Source organism: Mucilaginibacter sp. P19 (assembly GCF_050632265.1).
GTDB lineage: Bacteria > Bacteroidota > Bacteroidia > Sphingobacteriales > Sphingobacteriaceae > Mucilaginibacter > Mucilaginibacter gossypii.
Genome location: NZ_CP192586.1, coordinates 532,730 through 551,561 on the forward strand (window position 1 = coordinate 532,730; position 18,832 = coordinate 551,561).

Here is an 18,832-nt window from a genome sequence, read left to right on the forward strand (position 1 = left end):
TTATTTTCTGTTTTAATTTTCATCAAAATTACAGCGGCTTAATTCATTATTAAAATAGTTTAATTTATACATTTGTATCATAATTATAATAGATAGGCTATGGTTAATTTTGAATGGTTCCGCACCTTTAAGGCGATATATGAAACAGGTTCGTTAACCGGCGCGGCCGAAGCGCTGTTTATTTCGCAGCCGGGAGTAAGCCTGCATCTAAGCTCATTGGAAAGTTATGTAGGCTACAAATTGTTCGACCGTACCTCGCGTAAAATGGTATCCACAGAGCGGGGTAAGATCTTATACAACTATATCCTGGAGGCAATTTGTAAACTGGAGGATGCCGAACGGCATTTTCATAAAAGCACCGAAAAGGACGTGCCTACCATAAGTATAGGCATGTGCTTTGAAACTTTTCAGTTTACGCTCGAATCCTACCTGCCCACATTGCCTTTTAATGTGATCATCAAATTTGGCGAATACCCCGAAATGCTTGCCGACCTGGACAATGGCATCCTCGATATGATTGTTACGCCTCATAAAGGCGATTATAAAGGTCTTGAGTATAAACCTTTTTTTAAAGAACGGATAGTGGTGCTTGCCGGGGCGCAAACGCCAACCGACGAGATTTAATGAACTATTGAAAACTAAAGACCTAAACCAGATTCAAACCTGGCTTAAAGCCCAAACCTGGTACGGCTCATCGGGCGATATGGAACACCTGCGGCGCTTCTGGCATATTAACTTTGGCAAACGACCTGATTTTAAGCCTAATTTCATCGTCCCTAACATGGGCTCTATTATCCGTTGTTTGAGTAATGGTAAAGGCATAGCCGTGATCCCTGATTTCCTTTCAAGAAAGGAGCGGGACAGCGGCAATATCAAACTGCTTTGGGAAGGATATAATTTAATTGAGAACACCTTGTACTTCGGCACCCGCAAAAAATCCATTTACGCAGAGCAGGTAGGAATGATCCAGGAAATTTTTGAGCGGGAGATGGTGTAAGCCTCTAATCGCCGCCGCTCGCCTCCGGCGAGTGGCAACTATTAAGGCGGCCTCTGGCCGCCGTGGCAAAAGAAGACCATGTGATTTATCGAAACTCAAACATTTCTTTGTTAAGATTGCCGGAATACCATCTGTCATTTATAAAGTAATAAGTTTCCTTACCTAAAATGATCATAGGGAAATTACCTGCAATTTTTTGTTTGGTCTTGTTTCTTGTTGTGATAAAGTGATCGAATATGTCTTGCTTAACGCTGTAAAAGACATTTTGCTGCATGTCGAAGGCTAAAACTGTGTTAGTGTCATAGGCATAGTTTTCTTTAGGGCGAGGTTTTGAATCAACAAAATCATGTACACTGACTTTTAATTTGCAGTTGTTAATACTGTTGCCAACCAAATGTAATTTAATGCGGTATTCTTCCTGTTGTTCGCCGGATTCCCCGGTAAGATATCTTAAAACATGCATGGCCTTGTATAGATGTTGGCCCTCCACGCAGATGATCAGAGTATTTCCTAACCCAACTCCCGATCCGCCTCTTACTGCATAGTTAATCTCAATAAAGTTTTTATTCAATAACCTAATGTCAGGAGTTTCTCCCCAAAAATCATCTATTGTAATAATATCTTTGAGGCAAATCATTTTAAGCACATGGTTTGCATAGTCAGGAACGATCTTCACCGTTTGATTTTTACCATCGATGGATGTAAGATGATATATTTTGGTGTCTCTTTTGGCTGCTTTTGCCTCAGCCGTTTTTAACCAATCTTGTGCAGATGAATGATCGAAATAAAGTATAAAAACCAAGGAAATAATTAAGGCGGCGTATCTGTTCATAAGATAAGGTTTACAGGCCAATTTATGCTTTTATTTTGCTGCTTTTACTACTAATTCCAGATTAAAATAATGCTGACAATGTACTGTCAGTACAATGATCATAGTAGCGTGTATTTTCAAAAAACTCCAAAAAAACGAAAAAAAACAAACAAAAAATCCGGGCATTTTGCCCGGATCTGAAACGCTGAATTTATATTCCTAAAAGGCTTGTTTGCTGATAATCAAATATTTAATAGTGTTTCGGGTAGGGTGTTAAATTTCTGATTATCAATGTGTTTCATTTTTAACGCGTTCCGGCGTTTCGCTCTCAAAAAATGGAACATTTGTTATTTGCAAAAAAAGAAACGCCGGCAATTTTTAATTTTTTTATGGAGAATCAAAAAATTGGGACACCTTGTTTGTTACATTGGATATTGTCCAATAAAGCCTGTAGAATCACCGGGTGCTTATACCGTTGGCGTGGCCGTAAAAATACTCGCATAATACTTGCGATAGGCAAACAGCAAAAATACCTCTAAAACTATAACCGCCAGTCCAATTGGCAAACCGGCCGGTGCCAAAATGGCATGGAACAGGAATATATTTAGCGAAATAGGTAGCAGCAATAACACAAACAGTGCCGTATACCGGTTGATAATTAAAAACAGGCCGCTGGTTATTTCAATTACTTTCATGTATTGAAAAAAATAACCTGAACCAAATAACCCGCCGCTAAAAGCCTGTGCCTTATCGCTCATGGGCGGTTGGGCCATATGCAGAAACTGGAAAAAGAAGTTTAACCCAAACACCACGAAGACCAGGCCCAGCAAAACGCGGGCAATTAATACTGCAATTTTCATAATTAATAGGTTTAATATAAGGTTAAACACTAAGTTTAGTAATTTAATTGACATATTCAAATCAGCCTCATAGCTAACTATTTAAACAGGCATTACTTTTGATAAAACAGGACATATGAACATTCAAAAAATAACTTTCGGCAACGGTTGCTTTTGGTGCACCGAAGCCGTTTTCCAATCTCTTAAAGGTGTAACATCAGTAACCTCGGGTTATATGGGCGGCAAAGTTTTAAACCCAACCTATGAGCAGGTTTGTACAGGCGCTACCGGTCATGCCGAAGTGATTCACCTGGAGTATGACGCCGACGTGATCTCGTTTGATGAATTGCTATTGGTTTTCTTTAAAACCCATAACCCAACAACACTTAACCGCCAGGGTAACGACGTGGGCACACAATACCGCTCGGCTATATTTTATTATACAGATGAACAAAAGCAGGCTTCGGAAGCGATGATCAAAACGCTTACCGATGAGCAGGTTTTTGACGATCCTATCGTAACCGAAATCACCCCGGCAAGTACATTTTACAGCGCCGAAGATTACCACCAGAATTATTTCAACGATAATCCTAATAAGTCGTACTGCGCGTTTGTTATCCAGCCAAAACTCAATAAATTTGCCAAGGAGTTTAAGGATAAAATAAAGCCGGAGCTGTTATAAGATGCCTATCATACGGAGTGTTTAAATCGAGCGGCTCTGAAGATGAAGTAATATTAAGCAAAAGGGCCTGTCACCCTGAGCCCGTCGAAGGGTCGTGCGCAGAGGCCTTGCTCACCATGATTCGAGGGCTTCAGCATGACACCCGTTTAGTTAAACGGTAGTTCGTTAAAGCATGCCGGCGTACTTTTTTCGCATTAGTCTTCGACAAGGTCTCGACCGTCACTCTTTTAATCAACCCATATGAAAAAAAGCTATAGCTATCTACTATCAGGCCTGTTGTTATTCAGCGCCTGCTCATCTGTTAAAAAAACTGCCAATCCTAATACCAGCATTACCAACGATGGTAAGATCTGGGCTTCATTATGGCAGCAGCGGGCAGCGGAGTACAAAGCATTATGCTTTCAGGCCTATAACGTAGCTAAACTCAGGGTTGATGAAGGGATTAAGAACCCCGGTGATAAGCCACTGGCCATTGTTACCGATATTGACGAGAACGGTGCTGGATAATAGCCCCTATGATGCCCATCGCGCCTTACAGAACTTAGATTACAGCGATGCCACCTGGAAACAATGGACAGACAAAGCCCTTGCTGATACCGTGCCGGGCGCACCTGCTTTTTTAAGTACGCCGCATCAAAAGGGATCACGATATTTTACATTACCAACCGTAATGAAAATGAGCGGGCAAGTACGCTTAAAAATCTGCAATTGTATGGATTGCCTAATGCCGATGATGAACACCTGCAGTTGAAAACTACTTCATCGAGCAAGGAAGCGCGCCGTCTTAACGTTTTAAAAACACATAACATCCTGCTGCTTTGCGGCGATAACCTGCCCGATTTTGACCTGCTGTATGATAGTCACCCGCCCGAAGAAAGCAGGACGGCTACCACACAAAAGCTGCAAGCGGAATTTGGCAAAAGGTATATTGTTATTCCCAATCCTTCATATGGTGATTTTGAGGGGGCACTTTTCCGGTTTAATTATAAGCTTAGCCCTGCCCAAAAAGATTCGGTGATCAGGGCGAAGATCAAAGCCGATCAGTAAAACTACTGATCTTTAACTGTTGACGAGGGATAGCCGCCCGGGCAGGTATATAACTTAATTGCCTGTATTTACGTATATTTACACGCTGATCCCCCTATAGGTGTAATTATTTTATATAGCTAAAGCATTTTACTTAGTTTAATAAAATAATTGAATGTTTGGGTGATGTCATAATCTTGCGGTAAAATGTGCATGAAGCGCAAATAAATTGCAAATTTGCATACTGCATTATTATTATTCAGTTAACCCCTGTTTAACTATGAGTGATAGAACTATTCTGGTTTGGTTTAGAAATGACTTGCGCATAAATGATAACGAAATTTTGTTAGAAGCTGTACGCAAGGCTGATAAAATACTGCCGGTTTATTGTTTCGATCCTTATTATTTTCAACATACCGAAACGGGGGCTTCAAAAACAGGGAATTTCAGGGCGAGGTTCCTTTTAGAGGCCGTTGCCGATCTCCGCAAAAATTTACAGGGTTTTGGTGCCGAATTGATCATCCGCATTGGTAACCCTGCCGATGTGATCCCGCAGCTTGCACAGGAATACCAGGTAAATGAAGTTTATCATCACCGTGAGGTAGCCTACGAGGAAACCAATATCTCCGAGCAGGTTGAAACTGCGCTATGGAAAATGAGGCTTAACCTCAAGCATTTCATCGGTCATACCATGTATCATAAGGAAGATCTTCCTTTCCCGATTAAGGATATCCCGGATAGTTTCGCGGTTTTTAAAAAGAAGGTGGAACGTGACAGTAATGTTCGTCCGTGCGTACCAAAACCCGATCATATCAGCGTTCCGGAAATTACCGATGCCGGCGAATTACCAACCTTGCAACAATTAGGTTTAAACGAGCCTGTTGACGATATGCGTGCTACTGAATATTTTCAGGGGGCGAAACAGCGGCTTTGGTGCAAATGCATAAGTGTTTTGCCAATGCAGACCAGCTGCTGAAACAAAAAAATGGGCGTAACGGCTCTGATTGCTCTTCAAAACTTTCTCCCTGGATCTCGATAGGGTGTATTTCGCCGAGGCAGGTTTACTGGGAAATTCAGAAATATGGCAGTAATGGTAACCTGTTAAAGCTTGAATTGCTTTGGCGCGATTACTTCAGGTTCATGTTTAAAAAACACGGCCAAAAATTTATCAAAGCTAAAGACAGAAGCTCAGGGCACCGACCTTGCGCCGGACGCCGAGCTGTCGCTCCAAAAATGGAAAAACGGCGAAACAGGAGTGCCCCTTATTGATGCAGCAATGCATGAACTTAATGCTACAGGCTATATCAGTAATCAAAACCGGCAGGTAGTAGCGGGCTATTTAGTAAACACCCTCAAAGCCGACTGGGTACAGGGTGCTGCTTATTTTGAAGAAAAGCTTATTGATTACTCACCGGCCAGCAATTGGGGCAACTGGGCCTTTATTGCCGGTGTTAACGATGCTAAGGAAAGCAAATACGCTATAGTTACCAAGCTGCCCAAAGAGCTTGAAGCCAAAACCGATTTTGTGAATACCTGGCAGCCATCATCCATTGATGAAGCCGGGGATTTGGTTAGCGCTTAAAAATATTATCTGCACCGAAATATTTTATATCTGTTTCAAAACAACACGCCATAATTTGAGTTTTCACCCCAATGGGTAAAATAAGCCTAATAATGGCTAAATTTCTTTACAATTAATTATGAAGTATATAGCGGTATATCATTACTTTTGTACCGTTTTAAAGATCAGTTTCACATGGATCGTCTCAATTATATAAATAGCGGAAACGCTGCCTACATATCTTCCCTATACGAACAGTACAAACAGGAACCGGAATCGGTTGATTTTGGATGGCAAAAATTCTTTGAAGGATTTGATTTTGGTAAAGATACCGATGCTGCCGGAGCAATTGCACCTGCCGTAGTTGGTGAAGCTACTCCTGAACATTTTTTAAAGGAAATCAACGTATTAAACATGATAGATGGTTACCGCTCGCGCGGGCATTTGTTTGCAAAAACAAACCCCGTTCGCGAACGCCGCCATTATTACCCAGGCAAGGAGCTTGAAACTTTTGGCTTGAGCGAAGCCGACCTTGATACCGTTTTTAATGCCGGTGTTGAAGTTGGTTTAGGTGCCGCCAAATTGCGCGATATCCGACAGTTGCTTGAGGATACTTACTGCCGTTCAATAGGTACGGAATATAAATACATCCGTAATCCCATTAAAATAAAATGGTTTGAAGAGCGGATGGAAAGCCGTCGTAATACACCTTCTTTTACCCTTGATGAAAAGAAGGAAATGCTTAACAAGCTGAACGAAGCAGTAACTTTCGAAAACTTTTTGGGCACCAAATTCCTTGGTCAAAAACGTTTTTCACTGGAAGGTGCCGAAGCGCTGATCCCTTCAATGGATTCGGTAATTAAAAAAGGCGCCGATCTGGGTATCGAGGAGTTTATCATCGGTATGGCGCACCGCGGGCGTTTGAACGTGTTGACCAACATCATGGAGAAAACCTATAAAGAGGTATTCTCTGAGTTTGAAGGTAAAAACTACGATTCTGAATCGCCTTTTGGTGGTGACGTGAAATACCACTTAGGTTTTTCAACCGACGTGCTTACCAAAAGCGGTAAAAAAGTTCACCTGAGCCTTTGCCCTAACCCATCGCACCTGGAAGCTGTTGACCCGGTTGTAGAAGGGATTACCCGTTCAAAAATCGACTTTAAATATGGCGGCGATCATTCAAAGATCGCTCCAATCCTGATTCATGGCGATGCTTCAATTGCCGGACAGGGTATAGTATATGAAGTTTTACAAATGGAAAAACTGGATGGTTACCGCACAGGCGGCACCATTCACCTGGTTATCAACAACCAGATAGGGTTTACCACCAACTATAAAGACGCCCGTTCAAGTACTTATTGTACCGATGTTGCCAAAACTGTGCTTTCGCCGGTTTTTCACGTAAACGGTGATGATGTTGAAGCTTTGGCTTATGTAGTAAACCTGGCTATGGAATACAGGCAGGTATTTAATGAGGACGTATTTATCGATATCCTTTGCTACCGCCGTTATGGCCATAACGAAGCTGATGAGCCTAAATTCACCCAGCCGCTGTTATACAAGGCTATCGACGCGCACCCTAACCCTTTAAAGATTTACAATCAAAAACTGATAGATGAAGGCAGTATAGATGCTGAATTCCTGAAATCTATCGAAAAAACCTTCAAAGATGAGTTACAGCAAAAGCTAGATGAAGTAAAATCAGAAGAAAGGTTTACTGATACTATTGCCATGTTTGAAGGTGCTTGGAGCGGATTGCACCTGGCAAGCCATAAAGAACTGGTAAAAGCTATTGATACTTCTGTAGCCGAAGAAACCATATTAGAGATTGGTAATAAGATCACTGTGTTACCACCAAATAAAGAGTTCTTCAAGAAAATTGAGAAACTGTTTGAAGACCGCAGTGCCATGGTGAACAAAACCAAAGTGTTTGACTGGGCCATGGGCGAACTGCTTGCTTACGGAACTTTGTTAAAAGAAGGTTACCCTATCAGGTTAAGTGGTGAAGACGTAAAACGTGGTACTTTCTCGCATCGCCATGCGGTATTGACGCTGGTTGATTCGGAAGACGAATTTACACCGCTTGCATCCATTAACCCCGAAGCTAAATTAAGCATCTATAACTCTTTATTATCTGAGTATGGCGTTTTAGGTTTTGAATACGGCTATGCACTTGCAAACCCAACTGCTTTAACCATTTGGGAGGCCCAGTTTGGTGATTTCTTTAACGGTGCCCAGATCATTGTTGACCAGTACATTGCCAGTGCCGAAACTAAATGGCAGCGTGGTAATGGTTTGGTTATGTTGTTGCCTCACGGTTATGAAGGCCAGGGCCCTGAGCACTCATCTGCACGGGTTGAACGCTTTTTAGAGCTTTGTGCCGATGATAACATTCAAATTGCCAACTGCACAACCCCTGCCAACTTCTTCCATATTTTACGCAGGCAAATGCACCGTGATTTCCGTAAGCCTTTGATCATTTTTACACCAAAAAGCTTATTGCGCAGTCCTAAATGTGTATCGCCAATTGAAGATTTTACCAACGGTAAATTCCACGAGTTGATAGATGATACTTATGTTGATCCTAAAAAGGTAAAACGCGTGTTGTTGTGTACCGGTAAGGTTTATTACGATCTGCTTGACAAACAACAGGCCGATAACCGTAAGGATGTGGCTATTGTACGTGTAGAGCAGCTTTACCCCACTCCGGTTACCCAAATTTTGAAGATCAAAGCTAAATACGAAAAGGCCGAATTTATCTGGGTACAGGAAGAGCCTGAAAACATGGGCGCATGGCCATACATTTGCCGTAAATTCCATAATGATAAGGTGATTAACCTGAGCGTTATTTCAAGGATTGAAGGCAGCAGTACCGCAACAGGCTTTGCTAAACAGCATGCCGCCCAGCAGTTATACATAGTTTCAAAAGCTTTTGAGGCCCCAGCCGGTAAAGTGGTTAAAGAAGCTGTTAAAAAAACAACAAAGAAAATGGCTGATGCCGGGGCTGATTGATCAATAAGTTAAGCATCCTGACATCATCCAGAAAAAAATATAAAATCTACAATACTACAATATGAGCTTAGCGATTAAGGTGCCTACCGTAGGCGAATCAATTACAGAAGTGACCCTTTCGAGCTGGAAAAAGAAAGACGGCGACCACGTTGAAATGGACGAGGTTATTGCCGAACTTGAGTCAGACAAGGCTACTTTTGAGCTTACTGCCGAAAAAGCCGGTACTTTAAAAATCGTTGCCAATGAAGGCGATGTACTACCAATTGGCGCTGTTGTTGCCAATATTGAAGACGGAGGCGCTGAAGTTGCTGCTCCTGCAGCACAGCCACAGCCAGAAGTTGTTGCAAACGCTCCTGCTCCGGCCCCTGTTGCTGCCGCTCCGGCTGCCGCATCAGCATCTGTCGAAATTAAAGTACCACCGGTAGGTGAATCTATCACGGAGGTTACATTATCTCGGTGGATTAAGAAAGACGGCGACGCTGTTGCTATGGATGAAGCTATTGCCGAGCTGGAATCAGATAAAGCTACGTTTGAACTTACTGCCGAAAAAGCAGGTACGTTAAAAACAATCGCTAAAGAAGGCGATGTATTAGCGATTGGTACCGTAGTTTGTATTATTGAAGGTGCAGGTGCTTCACAGCCTACAGTAACCCCGGCTGTAGTTAGCGCTACCGATGAATCGCCACGTGGTGGTGCAGCTGCCGAAAGTGCTAAAACTTATGCCTCAGGTACGCCATCACCGGCTGCCGCCAAAATATTAGCCGAAAAAGGTGTTGATCCAAAATCAGTATCAGGTTCAGGTGTTGATGGCCGGATCACTAAAGGTGATGCCCTTGGCGCGCAAGCTCCGGCAGCTAAACCTGCCGCTCCTGCTCCAGCTGCCCAAACTGCTGCTCCTGTTGTAGCAAGCGGTGCCAGGGACGAGAAACGCGAGAAAATGACTTCGTTGCGTAAAACCGTTGCTAAGCGTTTAGTATCGGTTAAAAATGAAACGGCAATGCTTACCACCTTTAACGAGGTTGATATGCAGCCGATCATGGAATTACGCGGTAAATACAAAGATAAATTCAAAGAGAAACATGGCGTTGGCTTAGGCTTCATGTCGTTCTTTACCAAAGCGGTTACCGAGGCTTTGAAAGACTGGCCGGCTGTTGGTGCACGTATTGAGGGCGAAGAGATCGTATACAGCAATTTTGCTGATATCTCTATCGCTGTTTCTGCCCCTAAAGGTTTGGTTGTTCCGGTTATCCGCAATGCTGATAGCATGAGCCTTGCCGAAATTGAGAAAGCCATTGTGGTACTTGCCGGTAAAGCCCGCGAAAACAAACTGACCATCCCTGAAATGACCGGCGGCACATTTACCATTACCAATGGTGGTGTATTTGGTTCGATGTTATCGACGCCGATCATTAATGCACCGCAATCGGCCATTTTAGGTATGCATAATATCATTGAGCGCCCGGTAGCAGTAAACGGACAGGTTGTGATCCGCCCGATGATGTACCTTGCCCTGTCATATGATCACCGCATCATTGACGGTCGTGAATCGGTAAGCTTCCTGGTAAGGGTTAAACAATTGCTTGAAGATCCTGCAAGGTTGTTGTTAGGTGTATAACCCTGCAAAAACTTTATAAAAGAGATCCCGGTAGGTTTTCCCTCCGGGATTTTTTTGTGTAATAGGTTTCGCAAGGTTTTGAAATTTGTCAGGTGATTAGAAGTAGCGACGAGACCAAGTACAACTAATCTCTGACCTCCAACCTCTAATCACTAAAGCCGCTTCACCACCCTTTTAAGCACTAACAAATTTTGACCATTAAGGCTATAGCCACTAATGTTGTTTTGATAAAGGTTTACCAGTTTATCGTAGTATAATACTACAATGGGCGATTGCTCCATCATCAGATTATCCATCTGGCGGTAGAGGGCGAAACGTTTTTCATCATCTTTTACCTGGTAGGTTTGCTCAAAAAGTTCATCGAACCTTTTATTGTTGAACCCGGTATAATTGGGGCCGAAGGGAATTTTATTTTTGGAGTAAAAAACTGAAAGGTAGTTTTCGGCATCTGGATAATCGGCTATCCAGGAGCCGTAAAAAAGTTGATGCCGTTTTTTGAGATTAGTTCGCGCAGGCTGGCACCCTGGGTTATCTCTACATTTGTTTTTATACCAATGCGTTCCAATTGGCCTTGTACATACTCAATTAAACTGCGGTAACCAATAGTGGTAGCCAGGGTAATTTCGGGCATGTTTTTACCATTGGGATAACCGGCATCGCGGAGCAGGCAGCGAGCTTTTTCCGGGTCGTATAGATAACCTTTTACCCCGGTGCCGTTAAAGCCTGGCATGCCTTCGGGCACAAAACCTCCGTAGCCCGGTGTACCCATACTGTTGCGGAGGTATTTGATCATCTTTTCGCGGTCGATGGCGTAGTTGATGGCCTGCCTGATCTTAAGTATTTTTAAGGGCGATTTTTTTACAATGGGCAAAGTGGTATCAACCAGCATGCCCAGGTAAATGGTATTCAGGTAAGGAGCGGTATTGAGTATAAATTTACCCTTATATTTTTGCGTTACCTTGCCTGCTTTGGTGAGGATATCATCGCGATAGCTGCCATCGATATCATTTAAAAAATCGATGTTCTTTTTTACAAACTCCAGGAATGAGGTTTGCTTATCAGCAATAAAGGTGGAGCGGATGGCATCCAAATAGGGGAGGTGCTTACCTTTTTCATCTTTTTCCCAATAATGCTCATTCTTTAAAAATACCAGTACTTCACCCTCTTTCCAGTATTTAAACCTGAAAGGGCCGGTGCCTACCGGATGGCTCCTGAAGTCCTTGCCATAAAACTCAACCACTTCTTTTGGGACTACAGAACAATATTGTGCCGTGAGTAAGCTTAGAAAGGGAGCGAAAGGCTGTTTAAGCCTTATTTGGAAAGTACTGTCATTAGGTGCCATGAAGGCGCTTTTATCCTTTACCTTATCACTGAAGATCCATGAGCCGGATGAAGCGACTTTGGGATCGATCAAACGACCGAAGCTATAAGCAAAATCTGAGGCCACTGCCCTTCGACCTGTACCATTTGCAAAATGAGGGTCGTCATGAAAATATACATCATTACGCAGATGGAAGGTATATAATAAACCATCAGCTGATGTTTCCCAGCTTTTGGCTATACAGGGAATGGTTTTTAAACTATCGTTGATCTGTACCAGGCCGTTATAAAGCTGGTTATCCATCCAAATGGTATAATGATTGCGGCAAAAGGCAGGATCAAGTGAGGTAAGGCCTTCTTCCAGATTGATATTAAAAACGGTTTTGTGCTGATCGGGAGAAGTATCAGTATGGCAGGAACAAAGCTGAATGGAGAATAGTACAAAAAGGTAAGTGATCAGCTTATTCATTTAAGCTAATATATCAAATATCATGATATCAGAGTGGGGGGTTAGTTGATTATTGCGCAGGGATGATTGATTGCCGAAAGTAAAAGTTGTGCGACTGTTCGAGATTAAAGGTTAAACAGTCGCATACTCAATTTACGCATCAATACCGGTCAATCCCTTATAAAAATGTTTGGCATAACCTGCTATCAGCACATCGTGATCATTCCCGTTAATAATACGGCGGGCGTTGATCCAGTCGGCATGGGTGGCGTCAAAATATTTGCCTAAGCCAACGCCGGTAAACATGCCTTTTGTCATACCTTCAATCATAATATTGGCAGCTATATCAGGTTGAAGCGCCAATTCGGGATGGTTAAGCAGGTCGAGATGTAAATGCTTGCTCATGGCGTCATAGTTCTCGTACCATGTTAATTGTACAAAACCGCGGCCATAATAAAGCTGATCGGGCGTTGTATAAGGGATACGGTGACCTGGCCCCCCGCCCATTTTAAATTTTTCGCCATAGGGATGACCTTTGCCTTTGCCAAATTCAGTTATCGGCTGCATAGTACCTGCGCATTCATGGTAAACGGTGCCTAACATGTAGGCTACTTTACGCTGATCGGTAACGCCGGCATCTGCTGCGGCCTTTAAAATGGCTTCGATACCATCAACCTGGCTTTGTGAAATGTGACCTTTAAAAACTGTGTCACGAATGGTGTCATAAAATTCTTTTGTACCTGGCATGGTAATAAAATTTAGGTATTAGTAATATAAGTTAATTGCTGTAAACGAGCGTTTTAGATTAAATAGGTGCGGAAGAATAGTAAAGATAGATATTCGATTTTGGAATATCAAAGAGCTAAGCTGCTCGTAATGAAAAATAAAAAGCCCTTTAGTATATAAAAGGCTTTTTATTTTTTCAAGAAAGAAGAAGAGTTACCAGCTTGACCGGAATATGTGTGTGCCGGATAAGTTAGTTACAGTTATGTATATATAGGATCCCAGTTCAATTCCACCCAGGTAGCTGTAGCCCTGTGGTAGTGCGAAGCTTTTGAAAGTAGTGCCATCATTTGTTGATAAATTGAAGGTTTGGCTACCATAAGCTACATTAACACCGAAGGTTTTTACTACAAAACAGGTTTCATTGCCCACCAGATCCCACTGGTAGCCCTGGTTAACTGACCGATAGAGCTTTTGATCAGCAAGCCCGGGGTTTGATACCGGGCTGAATGCACAATAAAGACTGTAGTTGGTTGTTTTAAGAAAATCTCTGCAGCCTTCATTAAAATGATAAATTCCCGTAACAGAGCTGTATGATTGATTCCACGTGGTGCCTTTATCTATTGATGAATAAAGCTTAGTGGCATTGTGCGATGCAGTGTTTTTAGCGGTATCAATGGCAAAAATGTATTTGCTGTTTGGGAAACTGGTGAAGTAATCTAATTGAGCAGGCTGCGAATTGCCTGCCGTTGTCCAGGTTGTTCCTGCATCTAATGATGTATAGGTAGTTGAGCCGGAAACTAACATAAGTCTTTCACTGGTGCTCACAATACCGGTGAATCCTTTGTCCGGATTGTTTTTATCTGGTGTAAGCTTTGTCCAGTTTACACCGTCGGTTGATTTAGCTACGCCAAGGTTACTGGTTACATAAAATGCTTTTCCATCCTGGCTTAGCAGATGAATAATCACTTTGCTGTTTTTATTGAATGGCAGATTGTTATAAACATTGGTGAATGTTTTGTCGTCGGCACTAAAGAAAAGACTGCTCGTAACTGCTGCGCCGGTTACCAATAAGCCATTTCTTAAAGAGGCCATTTGATTGATGTTTTCCAGACCCGATGAATAAAAAATTTCCTGCCATTTAATATTAGGGTATGGCGGGTTAACCGTAAATGGGGCACTATCAGTCGACGTTTTGCCATTAACGGTGACTGTAACCCTGCCCGAAGTAACGCCTTGAGGTGCAATTACCTTAAGTGCTGTTCCTGCTGCAGTAAGTACATTTGCCTGTATCCCATTAAACTTTACAATGTTTGCGGCTGGTGTGCCTCCAAAATAATAACCTTGAATAACGATAGTGTCGCCGGCCCTGCCCTGGTAAGGTGAAAGAAATTGCACCTGCGGAAGGTTAAGGTAAGTAAATACCGGACCTGTAACAGTTGCAGACGAGACCAACGGTTACCGTTACGTTGCCTGTTGAGCCATCCAACGCAGCTTTAACCTTAATTTTGGTTGGGGTTGCCGAAATTATAACAGCTCCTGCATTGTTAAAGCGAACTCTGTTACCGTCAATTGAGCTGTTGAAATTGGTGCCGTTAATGGTAACGGTATCTCCGGCCCTGCCGCTGGTTGGGCTGATTGAAGTTATAGTTGCCGGCGATGAAATTGTAAACATGGGGCCGGTTATTACGTCATTGTCTTTTACTTTTAAGGTTACCACACCAGTTGTGGCACTGGCCGGTACTGTTACTTTAATGGTGGTGCTTATAGCCGATACCACTTTGGCATCGGTACCATTAAATTTCACAATATTTTCGGTTAAGGTGGCGCTGTAATTAGTGCCGGTAATGGATACAGTATCCGCAATAAACCCGCTTAGCGGACTTATATTTTCAATAGTTGGCTTGCTTACAATAGGTGTTGGATCGGTGATTTGTGATTTTGGTTTTGTATTGGTTGTGAAGTCGTTTATTGTGTATGAACCCGTAGCTGTAAATGATTTACCTGCAGCATCGGTAAAAGTAATATTGAATTTTATTGTAGCTGTGTTACCACTCAAAGAAACAGTAATGCTCCCCGAAACAGCATAATAAGTATTGCCCCCGCTGATATATTGCACATAGCTTTGTACTACGGAGTTAGTAACGGCATCCACTTTTAAACGAGGGTTACCGGGATTTGATGAGGTTCCCGTTTTTTTGTTAATAACAGCAGTGCCGGGTTTAAAATCATTCACAAAAAAGGTGATCTTGCTTCCATTGGTGTTTAATGTAGCCGTAGTAAGCAAGGCCTTAATATCGTCGCCGCTTGTTGTGTAATAGGTTGATGAAAAATCAGTCGCTTCAATTGCATAATCGGCACCATCAATTTTTGCAGTAAAAGCAGCCGTAGGTTTTGTTTCTATATCATCTTTGGGCTTTTTGTATTTGGAACAGGATACGCCTAATACAATAAGTAAAAGCCAAAAGCATGAAGCCTTGAAACAGGTTTGTAGAGATAAATTCATATTTGTGATATTTCGATAATTAATAAGGTTAGGTTGGCAAGCTTTGGGAAGATTGCCGTAACTATTAAATACAAATAGTTAATTGTTATTCTGATACGTAAAAACGTGGGTACATGTTACATAAGCAAAGCGTATAAGGGTGCATTATACGCTTTGCTCTTATATCTGTAAGTTTATTTTATGAAAACTTAACTAAAATATAATATAGCAAGGGATAAGCCTGCTTAAACATTGATCAATTAAAACCGCTCTTTCAAAAACTTGCCCGTATAGCTGTCTTTTTGTTTTAGAAGGTCCTCAGGAACGCCCTCAAATACAACTTTACCGCCCCGGTCTCCACCTTCCGGGCCAATATCGATAACCCAGTCCGCACATTTGATCACATCCATGTTGTGTTCAATAACAATAATGGTGTTGCCATGATCAAGGAGGGCATCAAATGATTTCAGCAGTTTTTTAATATCGGCAAAATGTAGGCCGGTAGTGGGTTCGTCAAAAATGAAAAGAGTTTTACTAGTATTGTTCCCCTTTACCAGGAATGATGCCAGTTTGATGCGCTGTGCTTCGCCTCCAGATAACGTATTTGACGATTGACCTAAATGCACATACCCTAAACCAACATCAACCAAAGGTTTTATTTTGGCGATGATCTTTGGCTCTTTGGCAAAAAACTCAACGGCTTCATCGATAGTCATGTTCAGGATCTCCGATACATTTTTTCTTTGTACTGGATATCTAAAATATGCTGCTTGAAACGATGGCCCCCGCAGGTTTCGCAGGTAAGAAAGATATCTGCCATAAATTGCATCTCTATCTTAACTTCACCTTCGCCCTGGCAAACATCGCAACGGCCGCCTTCAACATTAAAAGAAAATGCAGAGGGTTTTAGCCCGGCGGCTTTTGCTGCCGGCTGAGCGGCGTACAGGTTGCGGATCTCGTCCCAGGCTTTAACATAAGTAACCGGGTTTGAGCGCGATGAACGGCCTATTGGGTTTTGGTCAACCAGTTCAACCTGTTCAATTTTGCCATAATCACCATCAATAGCATCGTATGAGCCCGTTTGTTCGCCCGAATAATTGCCCAATGCCTTTTGAACGGCCGGGGCAAGGATGCGTTTTACCAAACTGGTTTTACCTGAGCCGGATACGCCCGTAACAACAGTAAGCACGCCTAACGGAAATTTTGCGGTGACATGTTTCAGGTTGTTTTCGCGCGCGCCTTTTATTTCGATAAAATCGTGCCATTTGCGGCGGCTTGCGGGGATAGCTATTTCTTCCCTGCCGCTCAGGTATTTGCCGGTGAGGCTTTTATCGTCTTTTATAATTTCGTTATAAGTACCGGTAAAAATCAGCTCGCCGCCATGGGTGCCAGCCTCCGGGCCAATATCAATAATGTGATCGGCAGCTTTCATGATCTCTTCCTCATGCTCAACAACCAATACGGTGTTGCCCACATCGCGGAGGGATTTTAGTACGCTAATCAGCCTTTGGGTATCACGCGGATGCAAACCAATGCTCGGCTCATCTAACACGTAAACCGAACCTACAAGACTGCTGCCTAAAGAGGTAGCCAGGTTAATACGTTGTGACTCACCGCCGGATAGGGTGTTTGATAAACGGTTAAGTGTTAAGTAGCTTAACCCTACATCATTCAAAAAGCCAAGGCGGTTGGTGATCTCCATTAGTAAGCGTTTGCCGATTTTAGCGTCGGTCTCGCTCAGTTCAAGCGATTTGAAAAACTCGAACGCTTTATCCAACGGCATTAACACCACATCAGTGATTGATTTTTCGCTGATTTTTACGTAAGAAGCGTCTATCCGTAAACGGCTGCCCTTACACTCCGGGCAAGTAGTTTTACCCCTGTATCGCGATAGCAAAACACGGTACTGGATCTTATACGTTTGTTCTTCCATTTCTTTGAAAAACTCGTCAAGGCCACGGAAAAACTTATTGCCGGTCCAGAGCAGGCGCTGCTCTTTTTCGGTTAGTTGATTGTATTGGCGGTGGATAGGGAAGTCGAACTTTAAGGCATGTCTTACCAGTGCATCGTTCCATTCGCGCATTTTTTCGCCGCGCCAGGGGGCAATGGCCCCCTCATAAATGGATTTGCTTTTATCCGGGATAACCAGGTCTTCATCAATACCGATCACCTTGCCGTAACCTTCGCATTTTTTACATGCGCCATACGGATTATTAAAGCTGAAGAAGTTTGGCGTAGGCTCTTCAAACTTCAATCCGTCTAACTCAAAACGGTCGCAAAAAAAGCGCTCATGCTCGGTATCGTTGTCAGGTTGCTGGAAGCGAACAAAACAATCGCCTTTGCCTTCAAAAAAGGCAGTCTGTATGGAGTCGCCTAAGCGGCTAATAGTTTCGTCTTCCTCATTCTTGGTAACGCGGTCAACAACTATGCGTACTACAATTTGCTGATCAATTTCGGTAGTTTCTGCAGCGGCTTTTTTTGTCTTTGTTTTTTTGATCTCGACTGTTGGTTCAGCCGCCATCAAAGGAACGTTCTCTACTGTTTCATCCTCTAATAAAGATTCGATACGCGAAAGTTTGCCATTGTATTCAACACGAACAAAACCTTTTTGCATCAATACTGCAAGTTCCTCTTTAAGGCTCCGGTTATTGTGCGGGTGCAATGGAGCAAGAATGGTTACCTGGGTTTCGTTAGGCAATGAAAGCACAAAGTTAACCACATCGGTCACCGAGTCTTTTTTTACGATATTGCCTGATATGGGCGATATCGTTTTACCGATACGTGAAAAAAGCAGTTTTAAATAATCGTAGATCTCGGTTGATGTACCAACGGTTGAACGTGGGTTTGAGGTAATTACCTTTTGCTCAATAGCTATAGCCGGTGCAATGCCTTTAATATAATCAACATCGGGCTTGTTCATACGGCCCAAAAACTGGCGAGCGTATGATGAAAGGCTTTCCACATAGCGGCGCTGACCTTCGGCGTACAAAGTATCGAAAGCGAGCGATGATTTGCCCGAACCCGACATGCCGGTAACTACCACCAGTTTATTTTTGGGAATAGCCACATCAAGGTTTTTAAGGTTGTGCACCCTTGCGCCTTTTATAATAATATGCTTTTGCGGATCTTTTTCTGCTTCTTTACTCATGCTGTTTTTTGGTCGATAGTCCATGGCCTATAGACCATAGCTAAATCAGTGCCATGGTCTATGGGCTATCGGCTATGGACTTTATTTTGCGAATGCAAAAATCCTAAAAAATTTAGCAGAATCCAAATGAGTTTTGATTGTTTATTGGATTAAACTACGTGAAAT

General features: G+C 42.7%; 17 protein-coding genes and 1 pseudogene. 9 read left to right on the top strand and 9 right to left on the bottom strand.

Going from position 1 to position 18,832, the window contains the following annotated elements; all coding sequences use genetic code 11:
• Positions 1-99 precede the first annotated feature (99 nt).
• Together ACQ86K_RS02640 and ACQ86K_RS02645 are read left to right on the top strand one after the other, a co-directional pair.
• Complete coding sequence (locus ACQ86K_RS02640) at positions 100-624, top strand: LysR family transcriptional regulator (protein ID WP_431199752.1); 525 nt, start codon at positions 100-102, stop codon at positions 622-624.
• A 7-nt stretch (positions 625-631) separates the two neighbouring features.
• Positions 632-997 (top strand): hypothetical protein, encoded by a 366-nt coding sequence (locus ACQ86K_RS02645; protein WP_431199753.1) that lies wholly within the window; start codon positions 632-634, stop codon positions 995-997.
• 85 nt (positions 998-1,082) lie between these two features.
• Here the strand turns inward: ACQ86K_RS02645 and ACQ86K_RS02650 are convergent, their stop codons facing one another.
• Together ACQ86K_RS02650 and ACQ86K_RS02655 are read right to left on the bottom strand one after the other, a co-directional pair.
• Positions 1,083-1,850 carry a hypothetical protein gene (locus ACQ86K_RS02650; protein WP_143020877.1) on the bottom strand — a complete coding sequence of 256 codons (768 nt, stop codon included), beginning with the start codon at positions 1,848-1,850 and terminating at the stop codon, positions 1,083-1,085.
• A gap of 425 nt (positions 1,851-2,275) precedes the next feature.
• Complete coding sequence (locus tag ACQ86K_RS02655) at positions 2,276-2,668, bottom strand: DoxX family membrane protein (protein ID WP_167516241.1); 393 nt, start codon at positions 2,666-2,668, stop codon at positions 2,276-2,278.
• Between the two features lie 115 nt (positions 2,669-2,783).
• Between ACQ86K_RS02655 and msrA the strand changes: the two genes are divergently transcribed.
• The 7 genes and pseudogenes from msrA to odhB all read left to right on the top strand — a co-directional run bounded on the left by msrA (position 2,784) and on the right by odhB (position 10,543).
• Entirely contained in the window at positions 2,784-3,329 is a 546-nt protein-coding gene (gene msrA / locus ACQ86K_RS02660; protein WP_091174672.1) for a peptide-methionine (S)-S-oxide reductase MsrA, read from the top strand.
• Between the two features lie 240 nt (positions 3,330-3,569).
• Entirely contained in the window at positions 3,570-3,836 is a 267-nt protein-coding gene (locus tag ACQ86K_RS02665; protein ID WP_431199754.1) for a hypothetical protein, read from the top strand.
• Positions 3,763-4,376 (top strand): annotated as a pseudogene (locus ACQ86K_RS02670) (5'-nucleotidase, lipoprotein e(P4) family). Before ACQ86K_RS02665 ends, ACQ86K_RS02670 begins: the two are co-directional and overlap by 74 nt.
• 259 nt (positions 4,377-4,635) lie before the next feature.
• A complete protein-coding gene (locus ACQ86K_RS02675) occupies positions 4,636-5,331 on the top strand; it encodes a deoxyribodipyrimidine photo-lyase (RefSeq protein ID WP_431199755.1) in 696 nt (231 codons plus the stop codon).
• A 132-nt stretch (positions 5,332-5,463) separates the two neighbouring features.
• Positions 5,464-5,937 (top strand): FAD-binding domain-containing protein, encoded by a 474-nt coding sequence (locus tag ACQ86K_RS02680; protein ID WP_431199756.1) that lies wholly within the window; start codon positions 5,464-5,466, stop codon positions 5,935-5,937.
• 174 nt (positions 5,938-6,111) lie between these two features.
• Positions 6,112-8,928 (top strand): 2-oxoglutarate dehydrogenase E1 component, encoded by a 2,817-nt coding sequence (locus tag ACQ86K_RS02685; protein WP_091174680.1) that lies wholly within the window; start codon positions 6,112-6,114, stop codon positions 8,926-8,928.
• Positions 8,929-8,989: 61 nt separating this feature from the next.
• Positions 8,990-10,543, top strand: a complete 1,554-nt coding sequence (gene odhB / locus ACQ86K_RS02690; protein WP_091174683.1) for a 2-oxoglutarate dehydrogenase complex dihydrolipoyllysine-residue succinyltransferase — start codon at positions 8,990-8,992, stop codon at positions 10,541-10,543.
• Positions 10,544-10,695: 152 nt separating this feature from the next.
• Here odhB and ACQ86K_RS02695 read toward each other — a convergent pair whose 3' ends face one another.
• The 7 genes from ACQ86K_RS02695 to uvrA form a co-directional block, all read right to left on the bottom strand.
• Positions 10,696-10,839 carry a hypothetical protein gene (locus ACQ86K_RS02695; RefSeq protein WP_431199757.1) on the bottom strand — a complete coding sequence of 48 codons (144 nt, stop codon included), beginning with the start codon at positions 10,837-10,839 and terminating at the stop codon, positions 10,696-10,698.
• 164 nt (positions 10,840-11,003) lie between these two features.
• The gene (locus tag ACQ86K_RS02700) at positions 11,004-12,332 is read right to left on the bottom strand and encodes an ABC transporter substrate-binding protein (protein WP_431199758.1); all 1,329 of its coding nucleotides are present in this window, start codon (positions 12,330-12,332) and stop codon (positions 11,004-11,006) included.
• Positions 12,333-12,464: 132 nt separating this feature from the next.
• Entirely contained in the window at positions 12,465-13,058 is a 594-nt protein-coding gene (locus ACQ86K_RS02705; protein ID WP_091174687.1) for a glycoside hydrolase family 19 protein, read from the bottom strand.
• Positions 13,059-13,250: 192 nt separating this feature from the next.
• Positions 13,251-14,489 (bottom strand): IPT/TIG domain-containing protein, encoded by a 1,239-nt coding sequence (locus ACQ86K_RS02710; RefSeq protein ID WP_431199759.1) that lies wholly within the window; start codon positions 14,487-14,489, stop codon positions 13,251-13,253.
• Positions 14,443-15,540, bottom strand: a complete 1,098-nt coding sequence (locus tag ACQ86K_RS02715; protein ID WP_431199760.1) for an IPT/TIG domain-containing protein — start codon at positions 15,538-15,540, stop codon at positions 14,443-14,445. Before ACQ86K_RS02715 ends, ACQ86K_RS02710 begins: the two co-directional genes overlap by 47 nt.
• Before the next feature lie 239 nt (positions 15,541-15,779).
• A complete protein-coding gene (locus tag ACQ86K_RS02720; RefSeq protein ID WP_431199761.1) occupies positions 15,780-16,235 on the bottom strand; it encodes a hypothetical protein in 456 nt (151 codons plus the stop codon).
• A gap of 2 nt (positions 16,236-16,237) precedes the next feature.
• A complete protein-coding gene (uvrA, locus tag ACQ86K_RS02725) occupies positions 16,238-18,667 on the bottom strand; it encodes an excinuclease ABC subunit UvrA (RefSeq protein ID WP_431199762.1) in 2,430 nt (809 codons plus the stop codon).
• Between the last annotated feature and the right edge of the window lie 165 nt (positions 18,668-18,832).

Bases quoted from the DNA above. Each gene is read 5' to 3' on its own strand.
- ACQ86K_RS02640 (WP_431199752.1), top strand. From the start codon at position 100: ATGGTTAATTTTGAATGGTTCCGCACCTTTAAGGCGATATATGAAACA.
- ACQ86K_RS02655 (WP_167516241.1), bottom strand. From the start codon at position 2,668: ATGAAAATTGCAGTATTAATTGCCCGCGTTTTGCTGGGCCTGGTCTTC.
- msrA (WP_091174672.1), top strand. From the start codon at position 2,784: ATGAACATTCAAAAAATAACTTTCGGCAACGGTTGCTTTTGGTGCACC.
- ACQ86K_RS02665 (WP_431199754.1), top strand. From the start codon at position 3,570: ATGAAAAAAAGCTATAGCTATCTACTATCAGGCCTGTTGTTATTCAGC.
- ACQ86K_RS02675 (WP_431199755.1), top strand. From the start codon at position 4,636: ATGAGTGATAGAACTATTCTGGTTTGGTTTAGAAATGACTTGCGCATA.
- ACQ86K_RS02685 (WP_091174680.1), top strand. From the start codon at position 6,112: ATGGATCGTCTCAATTATATAAATAGCGGAAACGCTGCCTACATATCT.
- odhB (WP_091174683.1), top strand. From the start codon at position 8,990: ATGAGCTTAGCGATTAAGGTGCCTACCGTAGGCGAATCAATTACAGAA.
- ACQ86K_RS02695 (WP_431199757.1), bottom strand. From the start codon at position 10,839: ATGGATAATCTGATGATGGAGCAATCGCCCATTGTAGTATTATACTAC.
- ACQ86K_RS02700 (WP_431199758.1), bottom strand. From the start codon at position 12,332: ATGAATAAGCTGATCACTTACCTTTTTGTACTATTCTCCATTCAGCTT.
- ACQ86K_RS02705 (WP_091174687.1), bottom strand. From the start codon at position 13,058: ATGCCAGGTACAAAAGAATTTTATGACACCATTCGTGACACAGTTTTT.
- ACQ86K_RS02715 (WP_431199760.1), bottom strand. From the start codon at position 15,540: ATGAATTTATCTCTACAAACCTGTTTCAAGGCTTCATGCTTTTGGCTT.
- ACQ86K_RS02720 (WP_431199761.1), bottom strand. From the start codon at position 16,235: ATGACTATCGATGAAGCCGTTGAGTTTTTTGCCAAAGAGCCAAAGATC.
- uvrA (WP_431199762.1), bottom strand. From the start codon at position 18,667: ATGAGTAAAGAAGCAGAAAAAGATCCGCAAAAGCATATTATTATAAAA.